The organism is Cupriavidus sp. GW823-FHT07A04 (genome assembly GCF_058794615.1).
The window spans coordinates 493,928-515,988 of record NZ_JBXAHA010000002.1 but is presented as its reverse complement, the minus strand read 5'-3'; the positions used below and the strand labels follow the sequence as shown (position 1 = coordinate 515,988).

15 protein-coding genes are annotated in these 22,061 nt (G+C 67.4%); 3 read left to right on the top strand and 12 right to left on the bottom strand.

All coding sequences use genetic code 11. The annotated features are described in order from the left end of the window. The 9 genes from AC1Q7Q_RS05675 to AC1Q7Q_RS05635 form a co-directional block, all read right to left on the bottom strand. On the bottom strand, window positions 1–917 hold a 917-nt coding region (locus tag AC1Q7Q_RS05675), incomplete at its 3' end, for a DMT family transporter (protein ID WP_492387136.1). Then, on the bottom strand, window positions 917–2,344 hold the full coding sequence (locus tag AC1Q7Q_RS05670; protein ID WP_492372086.1) for an aspartate aminotransferase family protein: 1,428 nt from the start codon (window positions 2,342–2,344) through the stop codon (window positions 917–919). The genes AC1Q7Q_RS05675 and AC1Q7Q_RS05670, both read right to left, overlap by 1 nt. A gap of 78 nt (window positions 2,345–2,422) precedes the next feature. Next, window positions 2,423–3,427, bottom strand: a complete 1,005-nt coding sequence (locus AC1Q7Q_RS05665; protein WP_492372087.1) for a 2-hydroxyacid dehydrogenase — start codon at window positions 3,425–3,427, stop codon at window positions 2,423–2,425. After that, on the bottom strand, window positions 3,424–5,103 hold the full coding sequence (locus AC1Q7Q_RS05660) for a dipeptide ABC transporter ATP-binding protein (RefSeq protein WP_492372088.1): 1,680 nt from the start codon (window positions 5,101–5,103) through the stop codon (window positions 3,424–3,426). Before AC1Q7Q_RS05660 ends, AC1Q7Q_RS05665 begins: the two co-directional genes overlap by 4 nt. After that, complete coding sequence (locus AC1Q7Q_RS05655) at window positions 5,100–5,942, bottom strand: ABC transporter permease (RefSeq protein WP_174428021.1); 843 nt, start codon at window positions 5,940–5,942, stop codon at window positions 5,100–5,102. The genes AC1Q7Q_RS05660 and AC1Q7Q_RS05655 overlap by 4 nt, the downstream gene beginning before the upstream one ends. Next, the gene (locus AC1Q7Q_RS05650) at window positions 5,939–6,913 is read right to left on the bottom strand and encodes an ABC transporter permease (protein WP_043354633.1); all 975 of its coding nucleotides are present in this window, start codon (window positions 6,911–6,913) and stop codon (window positions 5,939–5,941) included. The genes AC1Q7Q_RS05655 and AC1Q7Q_RS05650 overlap by 4 nt, the downstream gene beginning before the upstream one ends. A gap of 31 nt (window positions 6,914–6,944) precedes the next feature. After that, window positions 6,945–8,510 carry an ABC transporter substrate-binding protein gene (locus AC1Q7Q_RS05645; RefSeq protein WP_492372089.1) on the bottom strand — a complete coding sequence of 522 codons (1,566 nt, stop codon included), beginning with the start codon at window positions 8,508–8,510 and terminating at the stop codon, window positions 6,945–6,947. Window positions 8,511–8,609: 99 nt separating this feature from the next. After that, window positions 8,610–9,404, bottom strand: coding sequence for a class II aldolase/adducin family protein (locus AC1Q7Q_RS05640; RefSeq protein WP_459375788.1), 795 nt, complete (start codon window positions 9,402–9,404; stop codon window positions 8,610–8,612). 87 nt (window positions 9,405–9,491) lie between these two features. Continuing rightward, window positions 9,492–9,752: a hypothetical protein gene (locus AC1Q7Q_RS05635; RefSeq protein WP_492372090.1), complete on the bottom strand. Its 261-nt coding sequence runs from the start codon at window positions 9,750–9,752 to the stop codon at window positions 9,492–9,494. A 531-nt stretch (window positions 9,753–10,283) separates the two neighbouring features. Here AC1Q7Q_RS05635 and AC1Q7Q_RS05630 point away from each other — a divergent pair. From AC1Q7Q_RS05630 to AC1Q7Q_RS05620, 3 genes are all read left to right on the top strand, one after another. Next, complete coding sequence (locus AC1Q7Q_RS05630; protein WP_183032690.1) at window positions 10,284–10,439, top strand: DUF3309 family protein; 156 nt, start codon at window positions 10,284–10,286, stop codon at window positions 10,437–10,439. Window positions 10,440–10,582: 143 nt separating this feature from the next. Further along, window positions 10,583–19,156, top strand: a complete 8,574-nt coding sequence (locus AC1Q7Q_RS05625; RefSeq protein ID WP_492372091.1) for a GH36-type glycosyl hydrolase domain-containing protein — start codon at window positions 10,583–10,585, stop codon at window positions 19,154–19,156. A 207-nt stretch (window positions 19,157–19,363) separates the two neighbouring features. Further along, window positions 19,364–19,867: a phasin family protein gene (locus tag AC1Q7Q_RS05620; protein ID WP_492372092.1), complete on the top strand. Its 504-nt coding sequence runs from the start codon at window positions 19,364–19,366 to the stop codon at window positions 19,865–19,867. Window positions 19,868–20,080: 213 nt separating this feature from the next. On the opposite strand, the gene AC1Q7Q_RS05615 is transcribed toward AC1Q7Q_RS05620, so the two are convergent. From AC1Q7Q_RS05615 to AC1Q7Q_RS05605, 3 genes are all read right to left on the bottom strand, one after another. Next, the gene (locus AC1Q7Q_RS05615) at window positions 20,081–20,359 is read right to left on the bottom strand and encodes a hypothetical protein (protein WP_492372093.1); all 279 of its coding nucleotides are present in this window, start codon (window positions 20,357–20,359) and stop codon (window positions 20,081–20,083) included. Window positions 20,360–20,503: 144 nt separating this feature from the next. Beyond that, complete coding sequence (locus tag AC1Q7Q_RS05610; RefSeq protein WP_492372094.1) at window positions 20,504–21,061, bottom strand: nucleotidyltransferase domain-containing protein; 558 nt, start codon at window positions 21,059–21,061, stop codon at window positions 20,504–20,506. A gap of 223 nt (window positions 21,062–21,284) precedes the next feature. Next, the gene (locus AC1Q7Q_RS05605; protein ID WP_492372095.1) at window positions 21,285–21,956 is read right to left on the bottom strand and encodes a uracil-DNA glycosylase family protein; all 672 of its coding nucleotides are present in this window, start codon (window positions 21,954–21,956) and stop codon (window positions 21,285–21,287) included. Window positions 21,957–22,061: the final 105 nt, after the last annotated feature.

The following is a 22,061-nucleotide window of genomic DNA, read 5'->3' as shown; positions in this document are numbered from 1 at the left end:
CCCCCCTCCCCCCCCCCCACCGCCCCCTCCCCCCCCCCCAATGCGAGGTAGCCGCCCGACAGCATGATCAGCACGATGCCCGCCAGCGCGATGCCATCGGGCGGGCGCTGGAAGACAAAGGTACTGATCAGCACGGCGAGCAGCAGTTGAAAGTAATTGAGCGGCGCGAGCGTGGAGGCGGCAACGCGCCGGAAGGCGGCCAGCAGCAGCAACTGGGCCAGGCCGCTGCAGGCGCCACCGGTCATCATCAGCAAGATGTCGGGCGCGGGCGGCATGACCTCAGGCAGCGTCGCCAGCGCCGGCACGCCGGTCACCACCAGGCAGATCAGCGCGGTCCAGGCATAGAGCACCGGCCCGGCGACCACGCCGGCCAGCCGGCGCGTCAGCAGCTGGAAGGCGGCGTAGCATACGGCCGAGACCATCATCAGCACCGTGCCCACGAGCGGCAGGTCGCCGCCGGGCCGCACGATCAGCAGCATGCCGCCAAAGCCGGCCAGCACCGCCGCCCACTGCGCGCGCCCCACCCGTTCGCCCAGCACCGCCGGCGACAGTGCCACCATGATCAGCGGCGCGGTGAAGTAGATGGCGGTGGCCTCTGCCAGAGGCATGTGCACCAGCGCGGCCATGAAGCAGCTCGCCACGATCCCAAGCGCCAGCCCGCGCGCCAGCAGCAGCCACTTGCAGGGCGTGCGCCACAGCTTCAGGTCGCCTTCGCGCACCAGCCACACCAGCGCGATGACGCTTACCGACACATAGCGGGTGAGGTTCATCATGGGCGCCGAGTGGTCGCGCAGCATCCATTTGCAGAAGGCGTCGTAGCTGGCAAACGCCACCAGCGCGCAGAAGAACAGCGCGATGCCATCGCGGCGCGCACTCGCCGTGGTGAGCCGTAGCGAAGGATTGGCCGGGCCGGTCATCAGGCTGCAGCCTTGTTGCCACCATGGCCGCTATTGCTTCCCTTGCTGCCGGCCGGGAGCTCACGCTCCAGCGCCACCATGGCGCGCTCGAACCGCGCGAACAGCTCGTCGATCTGCGCCTCGGTGATGATCAGCGGCGGGCAGAACGCAATGGTGTCGCCCATGGCGCGCACGATCAGGCCGTGCTCCTGCGCCAGCTGAGCCAGGCGCGGGCCAGCCTTCAGGGCCGGGTCGAAGGCGCGCCGCGCCGCCGGATCCGCCGCCAGTTCGACCGCGCCCAGCAGGCCGACCCCGCGCACCTCGCCCACCAGCGCTCGCCCGGCATAGGCCCGCAGCGCTTGCTGGAAGTGGGGCGCGATGGCGTTCACGTGATCGAGGATGTGGTCATCCTCATAGACGCGCAGCGTCTCCAGCGCCACCGCCGTAGTGACCGGATGGCCCGAGTAGGTGAAGCCATGGCCGAAGGTGCCGATCTTGCCGCTGTTGGCGGCAATGGCCGCATGCACCTTCTCCGACACCATCACCGCCGAGATCGGCATGTAGCCGGAGGACAGCGCCTTGGCGCAGGTGAGGATGTCGGGCCGCATGCCGTAGGTGGTGGAGCCAAACATCGCGCCGGTCCGGCCAAAGCCGCAGATCACCTCGTCGGCGATCAGCAGGATGTCATGGCGGCGCAGCACGGCCTGGATCTCGGCAAAGTAGGTGGCTGGCGGCACGATCACGCCGCCCGCGCCCATCACTGGCTCGGCGATGAAGGCGCCGATGGTGTCCGGGCCCCCCGCCTGGATCAGTGCTTCGAGCTCCTGCGCCAGGCGGCTGGCGAACGCCGCCTCGCTCTCGCCCGGCGCGCCGTAGCGGTAGTGGTGCGGGCAGCCAGCGCGCAGGATGCGGTCGATGGGCAGGTCGAAATCGCGGTGATTGGCCTGCAGGCCGCTCAGGCTCGCCGCTGCCACGGTGACGCCGTGATAGGCGTTGGTGCGCGCGATGATCTTTTTCTTGTCCGGTTTGCCGATGGCGTTGTGGTAATACCAGACCAGCTTCACGGCGGTGTCATTGGCCTCCGAGCCGGAGTTGGCGAAGAACACCTTGGACATCGGTACCGGCGCCATCGCCACCAGCTTCTCGGCCAGCATGATGGCCGCCGGGTTGGAGCGATGGTTGAACGTGTGATAGTAGGGCAGCGTGCGCATGGCCTGCACGCCGGCCTCGATCACGCGCGCATGGCTGAATCCGAGCGAGCTGCACCACAGGCCGGACATCCCCTCCAGGTAGCGCTTGCCCTGGTCGTCCTCCACATAGATGCCGTCGCCTTTGGTGATGACGAGCGGGCCGACGCCGGGGTGGGCGGCCAGGTTGGTAAAGGGATGCAGATGGGCCGCGATATCGTCTGCGGCAAGGGCGGCGTGGGAGGGCAAGGCGACGGTCATGTCAGTGACGTCCTGTTGTTGGTATCGGGTGTGTCGGAGTGCTGGGGCAGCGGCATGCCAAGGTCAAACGCGTCAATATCAATATCCCTGTGCCGGGTCGACTGCCACGGCAGGTCGCTGCCCGCGGCGCAGCTGGGCCAGATTATCCAGCGTCTGGCGCGCGATCGTCGCCGGATCGGTGCGGGCCGCCACATGCGGCGTGACGTTGATGCGCGGATGCCGCCAGAACGGATGCCCGGATGGCAGCGGCTCGTGCTGGAAGGCATCCAGCGTGGCCGCGCCCAGCGTACCGTCGTCCAGCGCGCGCAGCAGGTCGGCCTCGACCAGGTGGCCGCCCCGGCCTACGTTGATCAAGTGCGCGCCGCGCGGCAGGCGGGCGAACAGGTCCGCGCACAGGAAACCCTGCGTCTGCGCGGTGAGCGGCAGCAGGCAAACCAGCGCGTCGCAGCCCGCCAGGAAGGCATCCAGGCCGTCCTGGCCGTGGAAGGCTTCCACGCCCTCGGGCAGGTCCGCCTTGGGGCTGCGGCTCCAGCCGCGCACCGCATAGCCCACCGCCTGCAGCGCGCGGGCGCTGGCAATGCCCAGCGTGCCCAGCCCCGCAATGCCCACCCGGTGCCGCGACGGCGCCACGATGGGCTGCTCTTGCCACTGCCCGGCCGCCGCGCTGGCCAGATAGGCGCCCATGCTGCGCTGGTGCTGGATCACGGCCCACGTCACGTAGGCCGTCATGGTGCCCGCCATGGCGGTATCCACGATGCGGCAGACGGTTGGCCCTGGCGGCAGGTCCGGATCGCTGCGCAGGTGGTCGATGCCCGCGCCCAGCGACTGCACCAGGCTCAGCTTGGGCATGGCCGCCAGCAAGCCGGGCGGGGGCGCCCAGCAGACCGCGGCATCGATGTCGTCAAGCGTGCCCAGGTCGGCGCCCACGCGCAGGTCCAGCCCGGGCGCCGCCGCGCGGAAGGCGGGTACCAGGTAGTGCATGTCGAGCACGCTGCTGAGCAGTGCCACACAGGGAGGCTTGGTTGTCGTCATGTCCATCTTGTTGCGTGTTCCGGCCAGATTGTCGAGGTCGGTGCGGGTCATGCGTAGCCCCCGACCGCTTGCAGGCGGGCTGGCTCTGGTGTTTCTGGTGTCTCGGGTGCCTGCGCTGCCTCCTGCACCCGGGTCAGGCGCGGGATGGCTTCGATCAGCTTGCGCGTGTAGGCATGCTCGGGTGCGCTCAGCACGCGAGCCGTCTCGCCGTACTCGACCACCTCGCCGCGCTGCATGACGGCGATCTTGTCGCACATCTGCGCGGCCACGCGCAGGTCGTGGGTGATAAAGACCATAGCCAGCTTGAACTGCTCGCGCACTTTGGCGAACAGCTCCAGCACCTGCGCCTGCACCGACACATCCAGCGCGGAGACGGGCTCGTCCGCCACCAGCAATTCCGGCTGCATCGCTAGCGCCCGGGCAATGCCGATGCGCTGGCGCTGCCCGCCGGAAAACTCATGCGGGTAGCGCTCGGCCGCCTCCGGCCCCAGCCCGACCAGCCCGAGCAGCTCCAGCGTGCGCGCCTGTGCCTCCTGGCGCGATACGCCCTGCGCGATGGGGCCGGCAGCGATGGCCGCACCGATCCGATGCCGGGGATTGAGCGAGGCATAAGGGTCCTGGAACACCATCTGCAGCTTGCCGCCCGCGCGCTGCAGCAGCCCGCCGCCTTGGGACAGGTTGCGCCCGTTGATCACGATGCGGCCGCTGTCGAACGGCGCCAGGCCCACGATGCAGCGGCCCACCGTCGATTTGCCGGAGCCCGATTCACCCACCAGCCCGAGCGTTTGCCCGCGCAGCAGCTCAAAGTTCACGTTGCGCGCGGCTTGCACCTCGCGCCCGCGCCGCAGCAGGCCGCCACCGGTGCGGTAGGTCTTGCACAGGTCCTGCACCTGCAGCACGCGGTTGACCTCCACCTGCACGGGCGGCTGGCGCAGGTGCCCGCCGGGAATGGCGCTGATCAGCTTGCGGGTATAGGAATGCTGCGGATCGGTCAGCACGCGCGCGGCCGGCCCGGTCTCGACGATGGTGCCGGTCTGCATCACCACCACCTGGTCGGCGATCTCCGACACCACGCCGAAATCGTGCGTGATGAACAGCACGGCCATGCCGCGCCGCTTTTGCAGCTCGCGGATCAGTTGCAGGATCTGCGCTTGCGTGGTGACGTCGAGCGCGGTGGTGGGCTCGTCGGCGATCAGCAGGCGCGGCTCCAGCGCCATGGCGCACGCGATCATCACGCGCTGGCGTTGCCCGCCCGACAAGCGGAAGGGGTAGCTGTCATACAGCAGCTCCGGATCGGGCAGGCCCACGTCGGCCAGCGCCGCCACGATGCGCTTGCGCTTCTCGGCCGCGCCCAGCCGCTGGTGCGCGTCGAACACTTCGGCGATCTGGTCGCCGATGCGCATGACCGGGTTGAGCGCCGTCATGGGTTCCTGGAACACCATGCCGATCTTCTGCCCGCGCAGCTCGCGCATGGCGTCGTCATCCAGCTGCAGCAGGTCCTGGCCCTCGAACAGGATGCGCCCGGCCACCGGCTCCACATGGGGCCGCGGCAGCAGGCCCATCACCGCATTGGCGATCATGGACTTGCCGGAGCCGGACTCGCCCACCACGCACAGCGTCTGGCCCGCTTCCAGCGTCAGCGAGGCTGCCTGCACCGCCAGCGCGCGGTCGCCGCCAGCAGGCAGGCGGATGCTCAGGTCCTGGATATCTAGTACCGGTGTGCTCATCGTCCACTCCCGCCAAGGCGCGCATTGAGCGCGTCGTTCAGGCCTTCGCCCACCATATTGAGCGCGAGCACCGTCAGCAGGATGGCCGTGCCGGGGAACACCGCCATCCACCAGGCCTGGCGCAGCACGGTGCGCGCCGAGCCCACCATATAGCCCCAGCTCATGTGGTTCGGGTCGCCGAGACCCAGGAAGCTCAGGCTGGATTCCAGCAGGATGGCGGTCGCCACCATCAGCGAGGCCATCACGACGATGGGCGAGCTGGCATTAGGCAGGATCTGCGACAGGATGATGCGCGGTGTCGATTGCCCGGCCAGCTTCGCGGCTTGCACAAAGTCGCGCTGGCGCAGCGTGAGGAACTCGCTGCGCACCAGGCGCGCCACCGGCGGCCAGGACACGATGGCGATCGCTGCCACGATGGAGCCGATGGACGGCTCGAAGATCGCCACCAGCACCAGCGCCAGCGCAAAGCTCGGCACCGCCTGGAACAGCTCGGTGAAGCGCATCAGCGCCGCATCGATCCACCCGCCGAAGTAGCCGGAAATGGCGCCCAGCGTCACGCCGATCAAGAGCGAGACCACCGTGGACACCACGCCGATCAGCAGCGAGATGCGCGCGCCGTGGATCACGCCCGCCAGGATGTCGCGCCCCATGGTGTCGGTGCCCATGGCAAAGCCGGGTTCCTGCATCGGTTGCAGGAACGGCTGCTGCACCATGTCCCAGGGATCATGCCCGGCCATCCACGGCCCGAACAGCGCGAGCACGGCAAAGCCCACCAGTACCACCATGCCGAGCACGGCTGCCTTGTTGCGGCAGAACCGCCGCCAGAAAGTGTTTTTCATTGCATCTCGATCCGCGGGTCGACCAGCGTGTAGACAAAGTCGGTCAACAGGTTGAACAACACGGCCATGGCCGCGGTGACCAGGAAGCAGCCCAGCAGCAGGTTGTAGTCACGCTGCAGCAGGGCGTCGAACATCAGGCGGCCAATGCCCGGCCAGGCGAACACCGTCTCGGTCAGCACCGCGCCGCCGATCATGCCGCCGGCCTGGATGCCGGCCAGCGTCACCACCGGCAGCAGGGCGTTGCGCAGGATGTGGGCGCGCTGGATGCGCCCGGGCCGCACACCCTTGGCGCGTGCGGTCTTGACGAAATCCATCTGCGCCACCTCCAACATCGAGGCCCGCGTCATGCGCGCATACACCGCCATGTAGAACAGCGCCAGCGTGAGCGCGGGCAGCACCAGGTGCGTGGCAATGTCGAACACCAGCGCCAGGCCATGCAGGTCCGCCCCCACGGTGAAGTAGCCAAAGCCGGGCAGCCAGTCGAGCTTGACCGAGAACAGCAGCACCGCCATCATCGCCAGCCAGTACAAGGGCGTTGCGTAGAACACCAGGGCGAACAGGGTGATGGCGTTGTCCACCCAGCTCCCCGCGCGCCGGCTAGCCCACGCCCCCAGCACCACGCCGAACAGCACGGAGAGCAAGAAGGCGCTGCCGGTCAGGATCAGCGTGGCAGGCAGGCGCTGCAGGATCAGGTCCAGCACCGGCTGCTGCTGGCGGTAGGAGTAGCCCAGGTCCAGGTGCACCACATGGCCGAGGTAAGTGGCAAGCTGCTCCGGCACCGGTTTGTCCAGCCCGAACTGCGTGCGCAACTGCGCCACGAACTGCGGGTCGGAGGCCCCGGCCTCGCCAGCCATCACCGAGACAGGGTCTCCCGGCGCGGCCCGGATCAGCAGGAAGTTGACGGTCGCGATGACCAGGATCGCGATCACGCCCTGTACCACCCGGCCTAGCATGCGCTGCGTACGACTCATGGCTTTGCCCCAGAGATAAAGATGACTGCCATCACGCCAGCCAGGCGCGGCCGATGCCGTCGTTCAGGCCGATGCCGGAACTGATGGGATTGTTGATGCGGCTGCGGTACAGCGTGGGGAAGTTGAGCTCGTGCAGCCACACCACCGGCATCTCGTCCACCAGGATCTTCTGCACTTCGTGGTAGATCGCTGCGCGCTTGGCGGGGTCGATCTCGCGCGCGCCAGCCTGGAACAACTCGTCGACCTTGGCGTTGCGATAGCCCTCCACATTGTTGAAGGGCGAGCCTTGCGCGATGTTGTCCGAAGTGTAGTTGCGCGCCACGCCCAGCGCCGGGTCACCGTACTGGTAGACATAGGTGAAGGCCAGGTCGTAGTCCCATTTGTTCAGCCGCTCGCCCCAGCCCGCCACGTCGGTGGGGGTCATCTCGATCTTTACGCCGGCCTGCTGCAGGTTCTGCCGAACGATCTCGGCGGAGCGGGTCCAGGTCTCGCCGTAGGGCAGGGGCAGCAGACGCAGGGTTTCGCCCTTGTAGCCGGATTCGGTCAGCAACTGCTTGGCGCGGGCCAGGTCGCGCGGATACTTGGCCACGTCGGTGCTGGCGTATTTGATATGGCTGTTGAAGGGGCCGGTGGCGCTCTTGGCATAGCCTTGCCATGCCACCTTGGCGATCGCGTCGCGGTCGATGGCAAAGGCCAGCGCCTGGCGGAACTTGATGTTGTCCATCGGCGCCTTGCGGTTGTTGACCCACAGCCACGAGTGCGGCGCGAAGAACTCCCAGCCCTTGGTGGTGACCTGCACGCCGGGCAGCTTGCTCAGGCGCGCCACGTCGAAGTACTCCACCGCGCCGCCGGGCACCAGGTCGACCTTGCCGGACTCGAACGCCGCGGCGCGCGCCGAGGCATCGGGGATCACGTGGAAGTACACGCTGTCGACCAGCGGCACGTCGGGCTGGTGATACGCGTCATTGCGCACCAGCTGGATGTACGAGCCGCGCACCCATTCCTTGAACTTCAGCGGGCCGGTGCCGATGGGCTTGGCGTTGGCCGGGTTGGTCAGGAAATCCGTGCCCTCGTAGATATGCTTGGGCACCATGGGCATGGTGCCCACTTCGAAGATGCCGAGGAACGGGCTGAACGGGTACTTCAGCTTGAACTCCACCGTGAGCGGGTCCACCGCGCGGATGCTCTCCACCGCCGCCAGGTTGGCGCGCAGCCGGGCGTGGGTCTTGCGCAGGAACACGTCGGCGGAGAACACCACGTCGGCCGCGGAAAACGGCTTGCCGTCATGCCAGGTGACCTTGGGCTTGAGCTTGAACGTGTACACGGTGCCAGCCGGGTTTACCGTCCAGGAGGTCGCCAGCGCTGGCTGCGGTTCCAGCTTTTCGTCGTAGCGCAGCAAGCCCTCATAGATGTTGCCGGAGATCAGCTGGGTGGGGCCGTTCTGGGTAATGCCGATCATCAGGCCGGAAGGCTCAGGCTGGACGAGCGCGTTGATCACGCCGCCCTTCTTGCCGGCCGCGAGGACGTGGAAAGGCACACCGGCGAGCGACAGCCCGGTGGTGGCAACACCCATTTTGATCAGTTGGCGACGATTCATTGCGGAACTCTCCTGGGGGCTAGGGATGGGTAACTGGCAAGACGGAACTGGCAACACAAAATGGCGAAAGCGCGCGGGGCGGGCAGGGCAGGCAGGGCGCTAGTCGCGGAACGACGTGGCAGCGGCCGGCTCCAGCCGCTCCCGCAAGGCGCGCCATTCCCGCGCGTACGGATCGGCCGCGCCGGGCAGGCGGTTGGTGTCGCCGCTCTCGTACTGGCGCGCGGTCTTCTCGCAAATGGCTGGCGGCACCGGATTGACGCGCTGGCCGCTGGACTGGATCGCCACCTGCACGCGGCAGGCGCGCTCCAGGTTGTGCATCAGGATGAAGGCCTCCGCCACGCTGCGGCCCAGCGTCACCAGGCCGTGATTGCGCAGGATCAGGGCGCGCTTGTCCGGGCCGAGATCGGCCACCAGGCGCACGCGCTCCTCGTGGTCCAGCGCAATGCCTTCGAAGTCGTGGTACGACACGCGGTCATGGAATTGCAGCGCCCACTGGTTGGAGGGCTGCAGGCCACACGCCAGTGACGATACGGCCACGCCCGCCACGGTATGCGTATGCAGCACGCAGACCGCGTCATGCCGGGCGGCATGCACGGCGCTGTGGATGGTGAAGCCCGCCGGGTTCACGTCTTGCCCCGGCGGGCCGCTGATGATGTTCCCATCCAGGTCGATGCACACCAGCGAAGACGCGGTGATATCCCGGAACAGCATCCCGAACGGGTTGATCAGGAAGCGGTCCTCGGTGCCCGGCACCCGGGCCGAGATATGGGTGTAGATGCTGTCGTCCATGCCGTACAGGGCGACCAGGCGGTATGCGGCGGCGAGATCCTCACGCACCTGTTGCTCGGCCTCGGAGATGGCGGGAACCAGGCGGGAAGAGACGTTGTTGCCCATGTTTGTGTTTCCTTGGATTGGCGATTAGGTCACTGTAGGTCGATGGTCAGCTGTCGACAGTTGGCACTTATACCGATTACGCAAAGTTCAGGCCACGTGTTCAATTTGCAGCCGCATATGTTGCAGTGCGAGATGCAAGGCGTTGATTTTCAAGGGAATGCGGGCTTGCCTTGGCGTGGATGGCGGGCTGCCGGGCGGCTTCGGCGGCTTGCCGGGGGAATGGTGCCATGCGCAAAAAATGGGCACCGGCAGCAGGGTTTCGGGATTGGCGAGCGGGAATGGGGCGCGGCGCACGGTTTGGTGGCGTGCAGAAAATCCAGCGTCGGGATAGGCGGCCAGGGTGTCCATGTGTCTCTTGTGACACATGGCGAGCGAGCAAGCGCGGCCTGGCGTGCTCGCGGGGCGCAGAAACGCCGCCGCCGGAAATATAAGAAGGGTTCCGGGCTGGAGTATGCGAAGATGCGCGCACAGCGGCGCTGCGAATACGCGCGGCCGGCTGTCTGGACCTGACCCCAGTCGCACCCACGACTTTCCGCCTGCGGCCTTGCCCCTGGTTCAGTTCTTTCCCGAAGCATGCTGCCTTCCCGCTGGCCTCAAGGCCACCACACGGCGGTCATGCCCGTCGTGTTTTCCGCTCGCTCTCACCCCTGCGCCGTCCAACCGCCAAGGCCCAACCCCCCAAGCCTCAGCCCCGGTAGCGGGCGCCAATTGTCCGTCATCGTACCGACACCGCACGCCATCCATGGCAACGTGCCCGTAGCGGTCAGGTCCATGCCAAACGGCGCGGCTACATTCGCATCGGGCTCGAAGATTCCGGTCCCCTGGCGAGGTATCGGCGGCGGCCTGGCCCATCACGCGGAGTCGGGAAAGGAGCGTTCCATGCTAGGAACCGTATTACTGGTCGTGCTGGTGCTTGTCTTGCTCGGTGCCATGCCGACCTGGCCGCATAGCCGTTCCTGGGGCTACATGCCCAGCGGCGTGCTGGGCCTGCTGCTGATCGTGGTGCTTGTGCTGGTGCTGATGGGCCGCCTATAGGCGAGAAAGAGGCGAGAAAGCTCGCCTTGGCGCAACAGTCCGCGAAGCGATCGCGTGATGGCCGGCAAGCTTCAGGCTTGCCGGCCAGCCGTTTTTAAGGAGGCGAACCCGTCTCCCGATCCCCGTTGGCAACCAAGGCGCCCATGTATTCAGTGCTAGGCCGTACGTTCGAGTACGCATCCATCCCTTCGCCGTGGGACAGCAAGGCGCCAGTCCGGGAGGAACTGTTCGGCATCGAGCGGCTGGAGCAGCATGCGCAAAGCCTTGCCGCCGCCCAGCCCGTTACCGCCAAGCCCCCGCGCGTGCGCACGCTGCGCAGCCGCCTCAACGACAATGCCGAAGTACTGCTCGCGGCCTACCGGGCCAGCGCGGCGGAGCTGGAGAGCGGCAGGGCCGTGGTGCCCGCGGCCGAGTGGCTGCTGGACAACTACCACCTGGTGGAAGCGCAGATCCGCGAGATCCGCGATGACCTGCCGCCTGGCTACTATCGCCAGCTGCCCAAGCTCAGCGAGGGTCCCTTCGCCGGCTATCCCCGCGTATTTGGCCTTGCCTGGGCCTTTGTCGCGCATACCGACAGCCATATCGACCCGGACACCCTGCGGCGCTTCATTGCCGCCTACCAGCGCGTGCAGCCGCTGACCATCGGCGAGCTGTGGGCCGTGGCCATCACGCTGCGCATCGTGCTGATCGAGAACCTGCGCCGCCTGGCCGAGCAGATGACCGCCGGGCGCATCGCCCGCGCCGACGCGGACGATCTGTCCAGGCAACTGCTCAAGTCGGGCTGCGCCCGCTCGGCGCTCGACACGGATATCGCCTCGCGCGCCGCCGCGCCGTTGTCGGAGCTGTTCGCCGCGCAACTGGCCAAGCGCCTGCGGGACCAGGACCCACGGACCACGCCAACCCTGGGCTGGCTGGAAGAGCGGCTCGGCCGGCAGGGCGCATCCATCGAGGACGTGGTGCGCCACGCCCAGCAGCGCCAGGGCGCATCCAACGTGACCGTGCGCAATGTCATTACCAGCATGCGGCTGATATCGGATATCGACTGGGCCGAACTGTTCGAGAGCGTGAGCCTGGTCGACGCGCGTTTGCGCGATGGCAGCGGCTACGCCGACATGGACTTCCCCACGCGCAATCTTTACCGCAGCGCCATCGAGCAGCTCGCGCGCGGCTCGCCTGCCTCGGAGCTGGAGATTGCCGATCTAGCGCTGGCCACGGCCCGCGCCGCGGCGGCAGGCACCGCCGATGCGGCGCAGGCGCAGCGCATCGGGGACCCGGGATATCACCTGATCGCGCAGGGCCGGCGCGCCTTCGAGCGCGCAATCGGCTTTCGTCCCCCGGCGCGGCTGCGGTTTTCCCGCCTCAATATCGCGCTGGGCATTTGTGGCTATGTGGGCGCCATCCTGCTGGTCACCCTTGCGCTGCTCGGTGGATCGCTCTGGTTGCTTGCGGCGGCGGCCATGCCGGCGCTCTCCGGCGGCTGGCTTGCGCTGATCGGCTGCCTGGGCTTTGTCCCGGCCAGCGAGGTGGCAACGGCGGTGGTCAACCGCGGCATCGCCTGGCTCTTTGGCGCATCCATCCTGCCGGGGCTTGAGCTCACGGCGGGCGTGCCGCCAGCGCTGCGCACGCTGGTGGCGGTGCCTACGCTGCTATCGGGCGAAGCCAGCCTGCGCGAGCAGATCGAGCGCCTGGAGGTGCACCATCTCGCCGGCGCCGGTGGTGACCTGACCTTTGCGCTGCTCACCGACGGCACCGACGCCGACCAGGCCGTCATGCCCGGCGACGCGGCCTTGCTGGCGGTGGCGGCCGAAGCCATCGGTGCGCTGAATCGCCGCTACGGGCCGGGCCCCGCCGGCAACCGCTTCCTGCTGCTGCACCGGCACCGCATGTTCAACGCCGGAGAAGGCAAGTGGATGGGCTGGGAGCGCAAGCGCGGCAAGCTCCATGAACTCAACCGCCTGCTGCGCGGCGCCACGGACACCAGCTTTGTTGCTGTCGATGGCGCGCCGCCCCAGGTTCCGCCCGACGTGCGTTACGTGATCACGCTCGATGCCGACACGCGCTTGCCGCGCGACGCGGCGCTCCGGCTGATCGGCAAGATGGCCCACCCGCTGAACCGGCCAAGGTTCGACGAGACGCTGCAACGTGTCATTGGCGGCTACGCCATCCTGCAGCCACGCGTCACGCCATCCCTGCCGGTGGGGAGCGAGGGCTCGTTCTATCAGCGCATATTCTCCGCGCCAGGCGGCATCGATCCCTATGCGGCGGCCGCGTCGGACGTGTACCAGGACATCTTCGGTGAGGGTTCCTATACCGGCAAGGGCATCTATGACGTGGATGCCTTCGAGGCCGCGCTGCGCGGCCGCGTGCCGGCGAACGCGGTGCTCAGCCACGACCTGTTCGAGGGCATGTTCGCCCGTGCCGGGCTGGCCTCGGATATCGAGGTCGTCGAGGATTTTCCCGCGCGCTATGACGTGGCGGCCAAACGCCAGCATCGCTGGACGCGTGGCGACTGGCAACTCCTTGGCTGGATCGTGCGCGGCCGCAAGGGCAGCCAGGCGGTGCCGATGCTCGGCCGCTGGAAGATGCTGGACAACCTGCGGCGCTCGGTGCTAGCACCGTCGCTGCTGCTGTGCTTTGGCGCGTGCTGGCTGCTGCCGCCGGGCGCGGCTTTGCGCGGCACGCTGCTGTTGCTGGCGGCCATGGCGATTCCCGCCCTGTTGCCGGGTGTGTTTTCCGTCATTCCCCATCGTGCCGGCATCCAGCTGCGCACCCACGTGAGGATACTGTGGGACGACCTGCGCGCCGCCGTGGCGCAGGTGCTGCTGACGCTGGCGTTCCTGCCCGACGTGGCCTGGCGCATGAGCGACGCCATCGCGCGCACGCTGGTGCGGCTGCGCTTGACCCGCCGCCACCTGCTGGAGTGGACCACGGCCGCCCAGTCCATGACCAGCCCCCGGCTTGACCTGGCCGGCTCCTACCGCCAGATGGCCGGCGGCGTCTTGCTGACGCTGGCGCTGCTGGCGGGCACGCTGGCCTTCGCGCCCGCGTCCTGGCCGCTCGCGCTGCCGCTTGGATGGCTCTGGCTGGCCGCGCCAATGCTGGCGCTGTGGGCAAGCCGGGCACCGAAGGTGGCACGGCGGCTGGTAGTGTCGGATGCTGACACGCGCGAGCTGCGCCTGACCGCGCGCCGCACCTGGCGCTTTTTCGAGACCATGGTCACGCCAGCGGACAACATGCTGCCGCCCGACAATTTCCAGGAGCGCCCGAAGCCGGTCCTGGCGCACCGGACCTCGCCTACCAACATCGGCCTGTACCTGCTATCGGCCATCGCCGCGCGCGACTTCGGCTGGAGCGGTACGGCGGCCACGGCCGCGCGGCTGGAAGCAGCCTTCGCCGCCATGCAAAAGCTGCAGCGCTGCCATGGCCACTTCTATAACTGGTATGGCACGCAGGATCTGCGTGCCCTGACGCCTGCCTATGTTTCATCGGTCGACAGCGGCAACCTGGCTGGCCACCTGATTGCGCTGGCCAATGCCTGTGAGGAATGGACCCATGCCGAGGTGACGCCGGATTTCCGGCTCGGCATGATGGATACCGTCACGTTGGCGCGCGAGGCCATTGCCGGGCTGGCGCTGGCGGGCGGCGAGCGCGCCGGCAAGCTCGGCGAACTCCTGGAACAGGTCGAAACCCAGCTTAACGGCACGCAGGGCACGCAGGGCACGCAGGGCACGCAGGCCATGGCCATGCTGATGCCCGCGCTCAAGCGGCTGACGGAAAAAGCCGCCGCGATCGCCAGCGACATCCTGCCCGCCACCGGCGACGACAGCCTTGGCGACCTGGCCTTCTGGGTGCAGGCGCTGCGCAAGGCTGTGGCCGAGCACGAGCAAGACCGGGTAGAGCGGATCGAAGCGCCGGAGCTGCTCGGCGCGCGCCTGCAAGCGCTGGCCGTCGTTGCGCGCGACATGGCGCTGTCGATGGATTTTGCGTTCCTGTTTGACGAAGAGCGCAAGCTGCTTTCGATCGGCTACTCGCAGGACGACAACCGGCTCGATGTCAGCTGCTATGACCTGCTTGCGTCGGAGGCCCGTCTTGCCAGCCTGTTTGCCATCGCCAAGGGCGATGTGTCGACACGCCACTGGTTCCGGCTTGGGCGCACGGCCACGCCGCTGGGCAATGGGTCGGCGCTGATCTCGTGGTCCGGGTCGATGTTCGAGTACCTGATGCCGTCGCTGATCATGCGCGCGCCGGCGGGCAGCCTGCTCGAGCAGACCAACCGGCTGGTGGTGGAGCGCCAGCAAGGCTACGGCCGCGCGCTGGGCGTGCCATGGGGCGTGTCCGAATCCGCCTACAACGCGCGCGACATGGAGTTCACCTACCAGTACTCCAACTTCGGCGTGCCTGGCCTGGGCCTGAAACGCGGGCTTTCCGACAATGTGGTGATCGCACCTTATGCGAGCGGGCTGGCCACCATGGTGGATCCGCAAGGCGCGCAGCAGAACTTCGCGCGTCTGGCGCGGATGGGGGCAAAGGGGCGCTTCGGCTTCTACGAGGCCATCGATTTCACCCGCTCCCGGCTGCCCGAGGATGAGGCGTTCGCCATCGTGCGCAGCTACATGGCCCACCATCAGGGCATGACCATCGTGGCGATCGCCAACACGCTGCACGGCGGCCAGATGCGGGAGCGCTTTCACCGCGAGCCGATGATCCAGGCCACCGAGCTGCTGCTGCAGGAGCGCATGCCGCGCAACGTCGCCATTGCGCATCCGCGCGCCGAAGAGGTGAAAGCGTCCACGATGGAGTCCGGCAGCGAGGATTCCACGGTGCGCAGGCTTGCGGGCTATGCGCCCGGTGCGCCCGTCACGCATCTGCTGTCGAACGGGCGCTACGCGGTGATGCTGACCGCGGCCGGCGCGGGCTACAGCCGCTGGCGCGACCTGGCGGTGACGCGCTGGCGCGAGGATGCCACCCGCGACGACGCTGGCAGCTTTATCTTCCTGCGCGATACGCAAAGCCGTGCCGTCTGGCCGGCCGGCGCGCAATTTGCCGGCGGCGATACGGACGATGGCGAGCAGGGCAGCGAAGTGGTCTTCGCCGAAGACCACGCGGAGTTCATCCGCCGCGATGGCAGCCTGGTCACCACGCTCTCCATCCTGGTCTCCGGCGAGGATGACGGGGAGGTGCGGCGGGTCTCGCTGGCCAACAGCGGGCGGCGCGCGCGCGAGATCGAGCTGACCTCGTATGCGGAACTGGTGCTGACCGTGCCGGCGGCCGACGCCGCGCATCCGGCCTTCTCCAAGCTGTTTGTGGAAACCGAATACCTGCCCGAGTTCGGCGCGCTGGTTGCCACGCGCCGCCCGCGCTCGCCGACGGAGCCCACGATATGGGCCGCCCATTTCGCCATCGTCGAAGGCGAGGTGGTAGCGGATCCGCAGTACGAGACCGACCGGGCGCGCTTCCTGGAAGCGGGGCAAACGGGCAGGATAGCGCACGGCGTGCGGCATGGCCGTGCGCTGTCCAACACCACGGGCACGGTGCTCGACGCCATCTTCTCGCTCAGGCAGCGCGTGCGGGTCGCGCCAGGCGGCGTGGCGCGCATCGCATTCTGGACGCTGGTGGCGCCCTCGCGCGCCGCGCTGCTGGATCTGATCGACAAGCATCATGACCGCAGTGCCTTCGAGCGTGCCAAGACCCTGGCCTGGACGCAGGCCCAGGTCCAGTTGCGCCATCTCGACGTCAAGGCAGACGAAGCGGCCGATTTCCAGCGCCTGGCCGCGCCGATCCTCTACGCCGATCCCCGCTTTCGGGGTTCCTCCGAGGCCATAGCCCGCGGCGCGGGCCCGCAGTCCGGGCTTTGGCCGCACGCCATCTCCGGCGACCTGCCGATCGTGCTGCTGCGCATCGACGAGATCGAGGATATGGCGCAGGTGCGCCAGTTGCTGCGCGCGCACGAGTACTGGCGCATGAAGCGGCTTGGCGTGGACCTGGTCATCGTCAACGAGCGCGCGTCGTCTTATACGCAGGACCTGCAGAACGCCATCGAGACCGCGGTGCGCAGCAGCCAGTCGCGGCCACGCTTTGGCGATGAGCTCGCCCAGGGCTCGGTCTACACGCTGCGCGCCGACCTGATGCACTGCGATGCCCGCGCGCTGCTCTTGTCGGTGGCCCGCGTCGCGCTGTCCGCGCGCAGGGGGGCCATTGCCGAACAACTTGGCCGGGTGCCCCAGGCGCCGCAGCGCGCCGCGCCCATACGCCGCCGCACGCCACCACGGCCGGCGCCAATGCCAGCGCCAGCCACGCCGGCGCTCGAGTTCTTCAACGGCCTCGGCGGCTTCGACAAGGACGGGCGGGAGTATGTGATCGTGCTTGACGGCGCCGCCACCACACCCGCGCCTTGGATCAACGTGATCGCCAACCCCAGCTTTGGTTTCCATGCCTCGGCACAGGGCAGCGGCTATACCTGGGCCGAGAGCAGCCGCGAGAACCAGCTCACGCCCTGGTCCAACGACCCGGTGCTGGATCCGGCCGGCGAAGCGTTCTACATCCGCGACGAAGACAGCCTTGAAGTCTGGAGCCCGACCGCGCAGCCCATCCGCGACGCAGGCACCTACACGGCCCGCCACGGCCATGGCTACAGCCGCTTTGCGCACCACGCGAAGGGCATCGCGGCTGAGCTGCTGCAGTTCGTCCCGCTGGAAGACCCGGTCAAGATTTCACGGCTGACGCTGAGCAACCTGACCGCCGGGCGCCGCCGGCTGTCTGTCACCGCCTACGTGGAGTGGGTACTCGGCACGTCGCGCGGCGCATCGGCACCGTTCATCGTGACCGAGCGCGACGAGGCCACCGGCGCGATGCTGGCGCGCAATCCCTGGAGCTCCGCCTTCCCGGGCCGGGTCGCCTTTGCCGATCTCGGCGGCAGGCAAACGGCCTGGACCGCCGACCGCACGGAATTCCTCGGCTACAACGGCGGCGCCGAGGCGCCGGCGGCCCTGCTTGGCACCACGCCGTTGTCCGGCGCGGTGGGCGCGGGGCTGGATCCGTGCGCCGCGGTGCAGTGTGTCGTGGAGCTTGCCGCGGGCGAGACGCTCGATATCGTCGCGTTTCTCGGCGAGTGCGGCTCGGCCGGGGCGGCGAGGGCGCTGATCGCCCGCTATCGCGCTGCCGATCTCGACGCCGTGCTCGATGCCGTGACCGGGCACTGGGATAGCCTGCTTGGCGCCGTGCAGGTCAGCACGCCGGACCGGGCAATGGACATCATGCTCAACGGCTGGCTGCTGTACCAGACCCTGGCCTGCCGCATCTGGGCCCGCTCGGCCTTCTACCAGGCGAGCGGTGCCTATGGCTTTCGCGATCAGTTGCAAGACACCATGGCGCTTACCTTCGCCAAGCCGGCGGCCACGCGCCAGCACCTGCTGCGTGCCGCGGCCAGGCAATTTGCTGAAGGCGACGTCCAGCATTGGTGGCTGCCGCACACCGGGCAGGGCGTGCGCACGCGCATCTCCGACGATTGCGTCTGGCTGGCCTTCGCCACGGCGACCTACATTGCCGGCTCTGGCGATGCGGCGGTGCTGGATGAGGCGGTGTCCTTCCTCGACGGGCCGGTGCTCGGCGCGGATGAGCATGACGCCTTCTTCCAGCCGATGACCGGGGAGGCGTCGGCCTCGCTGTTCGAGCATTGCGCGCGCGGCATCGAGCGATGCCTTGCCTTGACCGGCGAGCATGGCCTGCCGCTGATCGGCGGCGGCGACTGGAACGACGGCATGAACCGGGTCGGGGCCGGCGGCAAGGGCGAGAGCGTGTGGCTTGGCTGGCTGCTGATGCGCACGATCGGACTCTTCGCGCCGCTTGCCGAGGTGCGCGATGCCGGGCGCGCAGCGCACTGGCGTGCCCACGGGGCAATGCTGGGCGCGGCATTGGAGCGCGACGGCTGGGACGGCGAATGGTATCGCCGTGCCACTTTCGATGACGGCAGCTGGCTGGGTTCAAAGACCAGCCCGGCCTGCCGGATCGACGCCATTGCCCAGTCGTGGGCCGTGCTGTCGGGCGCCGGGGATCCCGTGCGCGCTGCCACCGCCATGGCGGCCATGGCCGAGCACCTGGTGCGGCGCAACGACGGCCTGGCGCTGCTGTTCGCGCCGCCTTTCAATGGCGCCTCGCCCGATCCTGGCTACATCGAAGGCTATCCCCCGGGCGTGCGCGAGAACGGCGGGCAATACAGCCACGCCGCGATGTGGTCGGTGCTTGCCTTTGCCCGTCTCGGCGCGGGCGCAAAGGCCGTGGACCTGTTCTCGATGCTCAACCCCATCCACCACGCCAGCACGCCCGCAGGCGTGCAGCGCTACAAGGTCGAGCCGTACGTGATCGCGGCCGATGTGTATTCGGTGGCGCCCCACATCGGGCGCGGCGGTTGGACCTGGTACACCGGCGCGGCCGGCTGGATGTATCGCGCCGGGGTGGAAGGCATCCTGGGGATTCGCCGCGAAGCGGGCTGGCTGATCGTGGCGCCGAGCATTCCGGCGGCGTGGCCTGGGTTTGAGGCGACGGTGTGCCTGGGGGCGTGCCACTACGACATCCGGGTGCAGACGCTGGCGCCAGGCGCGGGCGGCGCGCATGCCGTCCTCGATGGGCTGGCGGTGGCATGCGGCGACGGTGCCGTGCGCGTGCCGCTGGACGATGGCAGGCACAGGCTGCTGGTATGCATCCCGGCGGCGGCTGAGTAGGGAGCTATAGGGCGGAATGGGGCGGAATGGGGCGGAATGGGATGCATGGGATGCATCTGGCGATGCCCGGAGAAGTCTTTCCGGGAATCGCTTGACTCCTCGGGTAATAAGCTTATGATGTGTCCAATTGCTGCATTGCAGCAAAACGATGATGCCGCTCACGGAACCTTCTTCGACAGCGTTGGATCATCCCCAGGAGACTATTTCATGGCACATCCCACCCAAGCTCAATTCTTCGGCGTCCAGCAAGCTAACCTGGACCTGTTCCTGGCCTTGGTCGGTCCCCTGGCCCGTGGCGCGGAGAAAATCAACGAGCTGAACATGCAGGCCGTCAAGAGCAGCCTGGCGGATACCACGAACTACGTCCGCGAATCCAGCCAGCAGCCGGTTGGCGCCGGCATGTCCGGCCTCAAGCCGGAACTGGCGAATGGGTTTGCCCAGAAGATGAACGCCTATGCCGGCCACATGAACGAGATCTTCGCCAGCACCGGCGCAGAGTTCGCGCAGGAAGCCCAGCGCCAGATGAGCACCTACGCCGCGCAGACCCAGGAAGCCATGGCGTCGTTCGGCCAGAACCTGATGTCGAGCGCCGGTGGCGCGTTCCCGGCTGCCGGCGCGAGCGCGCCGAGCTGGGTGGCAGCCTACGAAACGGCCATGAAGCCGATGCGCGACGCCTTAGAGAAGGTCATGCCCGCCACGGCTGCCAAGTAAGGCCAAGCCAGGCGGCACCGCTGGCCGCTGCGAAGCCAAAGCTAGTAGCAAGAAAACTGCGCCCATGTGGCGCAGTTTTTTTGCTGACAAAGCGGGATCTGCGTCGTCGTGCTCTGTAGTGTGAGGACGGCCAAAACCCAGCCATGCGACTGGGGTTGGCGAAGGATTTTTCACTTTGTCTCTCAGCGAAAAACTGCTCCGCAAATTAGGGCCTCACGGCGTACCGGCCAGTGTATGCGCAACGGGAAGGTACTTAGCCAAGATGCTCAGCATGGTGGCGGCCTCAGCCTTCGATACCGGGGGAAACGGTGAAACGTACGAGGTACCGTTGCGACGCTCGTGGGCCTTCGTGATGAAGGCAAATTCTTGGGAGTCCACGCCCAGCGAGGTGGACACACGCTGGATGGCTAGGTTACGGCCGGATTCTTTGGTGCGTACCTCATAGAACTCCAGTACGGCCTGGACTACCTGGAAATAGCCTTCGTAGGCCAAAGTAAACACCTGCAGATGTCGGCCAGGGTGTGGACCTATAGTCCGCTGCATTACGCAGGAAGCCTGCGATAGCGCCAGGCGTTGGGGCGACCGCCTCAAAGGCTTTCGTCTCGATAAGGTTTTCGTATTCAGCTGCGCGCGGCATCACAGTACCCTCAGCGTAGGGCCTTGTGCAATCTGGGCCATGATGGGGTCAGACTCTAACAGAGCGGCCCATTCAGCAGGCTCGTACAAAGAGAAGTTGACGGGGCGCAGCAGACCTTGTTCGGCCTTGTGCAAGGCCTCGGATAGCTCGAGCAGAGGGATGCTGCCGACAACAATCAGATCGATATCGCTCTGGCCACCGTCGGTGCGCTTGGCCACGGAGCCAAACACGAACGCTGAGGTGATGTGGTCGGCAAAAGGCGCGAGGGCTTCTTTCAGCGGCTCCACAACGGCAAATGATTTGCGCGCGATACTAAGCAATTCTGGATAGAGGGTGAATTCGGTATTCGCCCGGATGCTTCGTTGCCGGCCTCGTCGGGCGTCTTCCCGAAGTACGCCGGCGGCGACTAGGCGGTCCACCTGCTTTTGAGCGCTTCCGCGCCCACTGTCTGCCAGATGCAGCAGTTCCTGTAGCGTAAAACTGCGGTCAGGCTGCAGCAGTGTGGCTCCGAGCACTCGCTGCAAGCCCGGTGTGAAGAGAAAGTCGGCAAGGCTCACGGTGAATCCTCTAAATAGGGACAAGTGTCCTTATTATAGGGATTATTTGGTGAATCCTCAATAGAGGGATTTATGTCCCCATTTTGGGGATTAAATAGAGTAGTCAGCCGACGAGCCTGGCGATGCCGACACCGCTGATGTGCTTACCGAAGTCTCGCGCGGCATCGACCAAGAGCTCTGGATGGCCGAGGCGCAACTCGCCGGGGCCCGGGCCAAGCTCGCGTCAGCCAGCGGGTGGTGCCAATAGAACGGCCTCCACGCGCCGGCGCAGCACCGGCAGCAAGTCCCGCGCAAACCAGTCGTTGTGCTTGAACCAGCCCTGGTTGCGCGGCGATGGGTGCGGCAGCGGAATAAAGCGCGGCCCATGCGCGCCAAAGCCCGCCACGGTAGGCGTGACGCCACCGCGCGCCGCCGCTCCCAGGAAACGCCGCTGCGCATACTGCCCGACCAGCAAGGTCAGCTCGATCTCCGGCAGGCGTGCCAGCAGCGCATCCATCCACAACGGCGCGCATTCCTTGCGCGGCGGCAGGTCGCCGCTGGCGCCACGGCCCGGATAGCACAGGCCCATCGGGATGATGGCAATGCGCGCGGCATCGTAGAACACCGTCTTATCCACGCCCATCCACTCGCGCAGCCGGTCACCGCTGGGATCGTCCCAGGGAATGCCGCTGGCATGCACGCGTGTGCCTGGCGCCTGGCCGACAATCAGGATGCGGGCGCTGGCGGCAGCTTGTACCACCGGGCGGGGACCAAGCGGGAGGTGCGCTTCGCACAGGCGGCAGGCGCGTACCTCGGTCAGCAGGGTGTCGAGGTCGGTCTTGCCCTCATCGCTTGCGGCGCAGGCAGCGACGGACGCTACGGGAGTGACGGGAGTTTCGGGAAGGACGCGCTTCATGTCCGGCAAACGTGAACGGGATAGTCGTGCCGATGGCGCCCAGTGTATGCAGTTCGGCGAGGTTTGCCAAACAAGGCAGGTGCGCAAGAGGGCGCAATGACGACA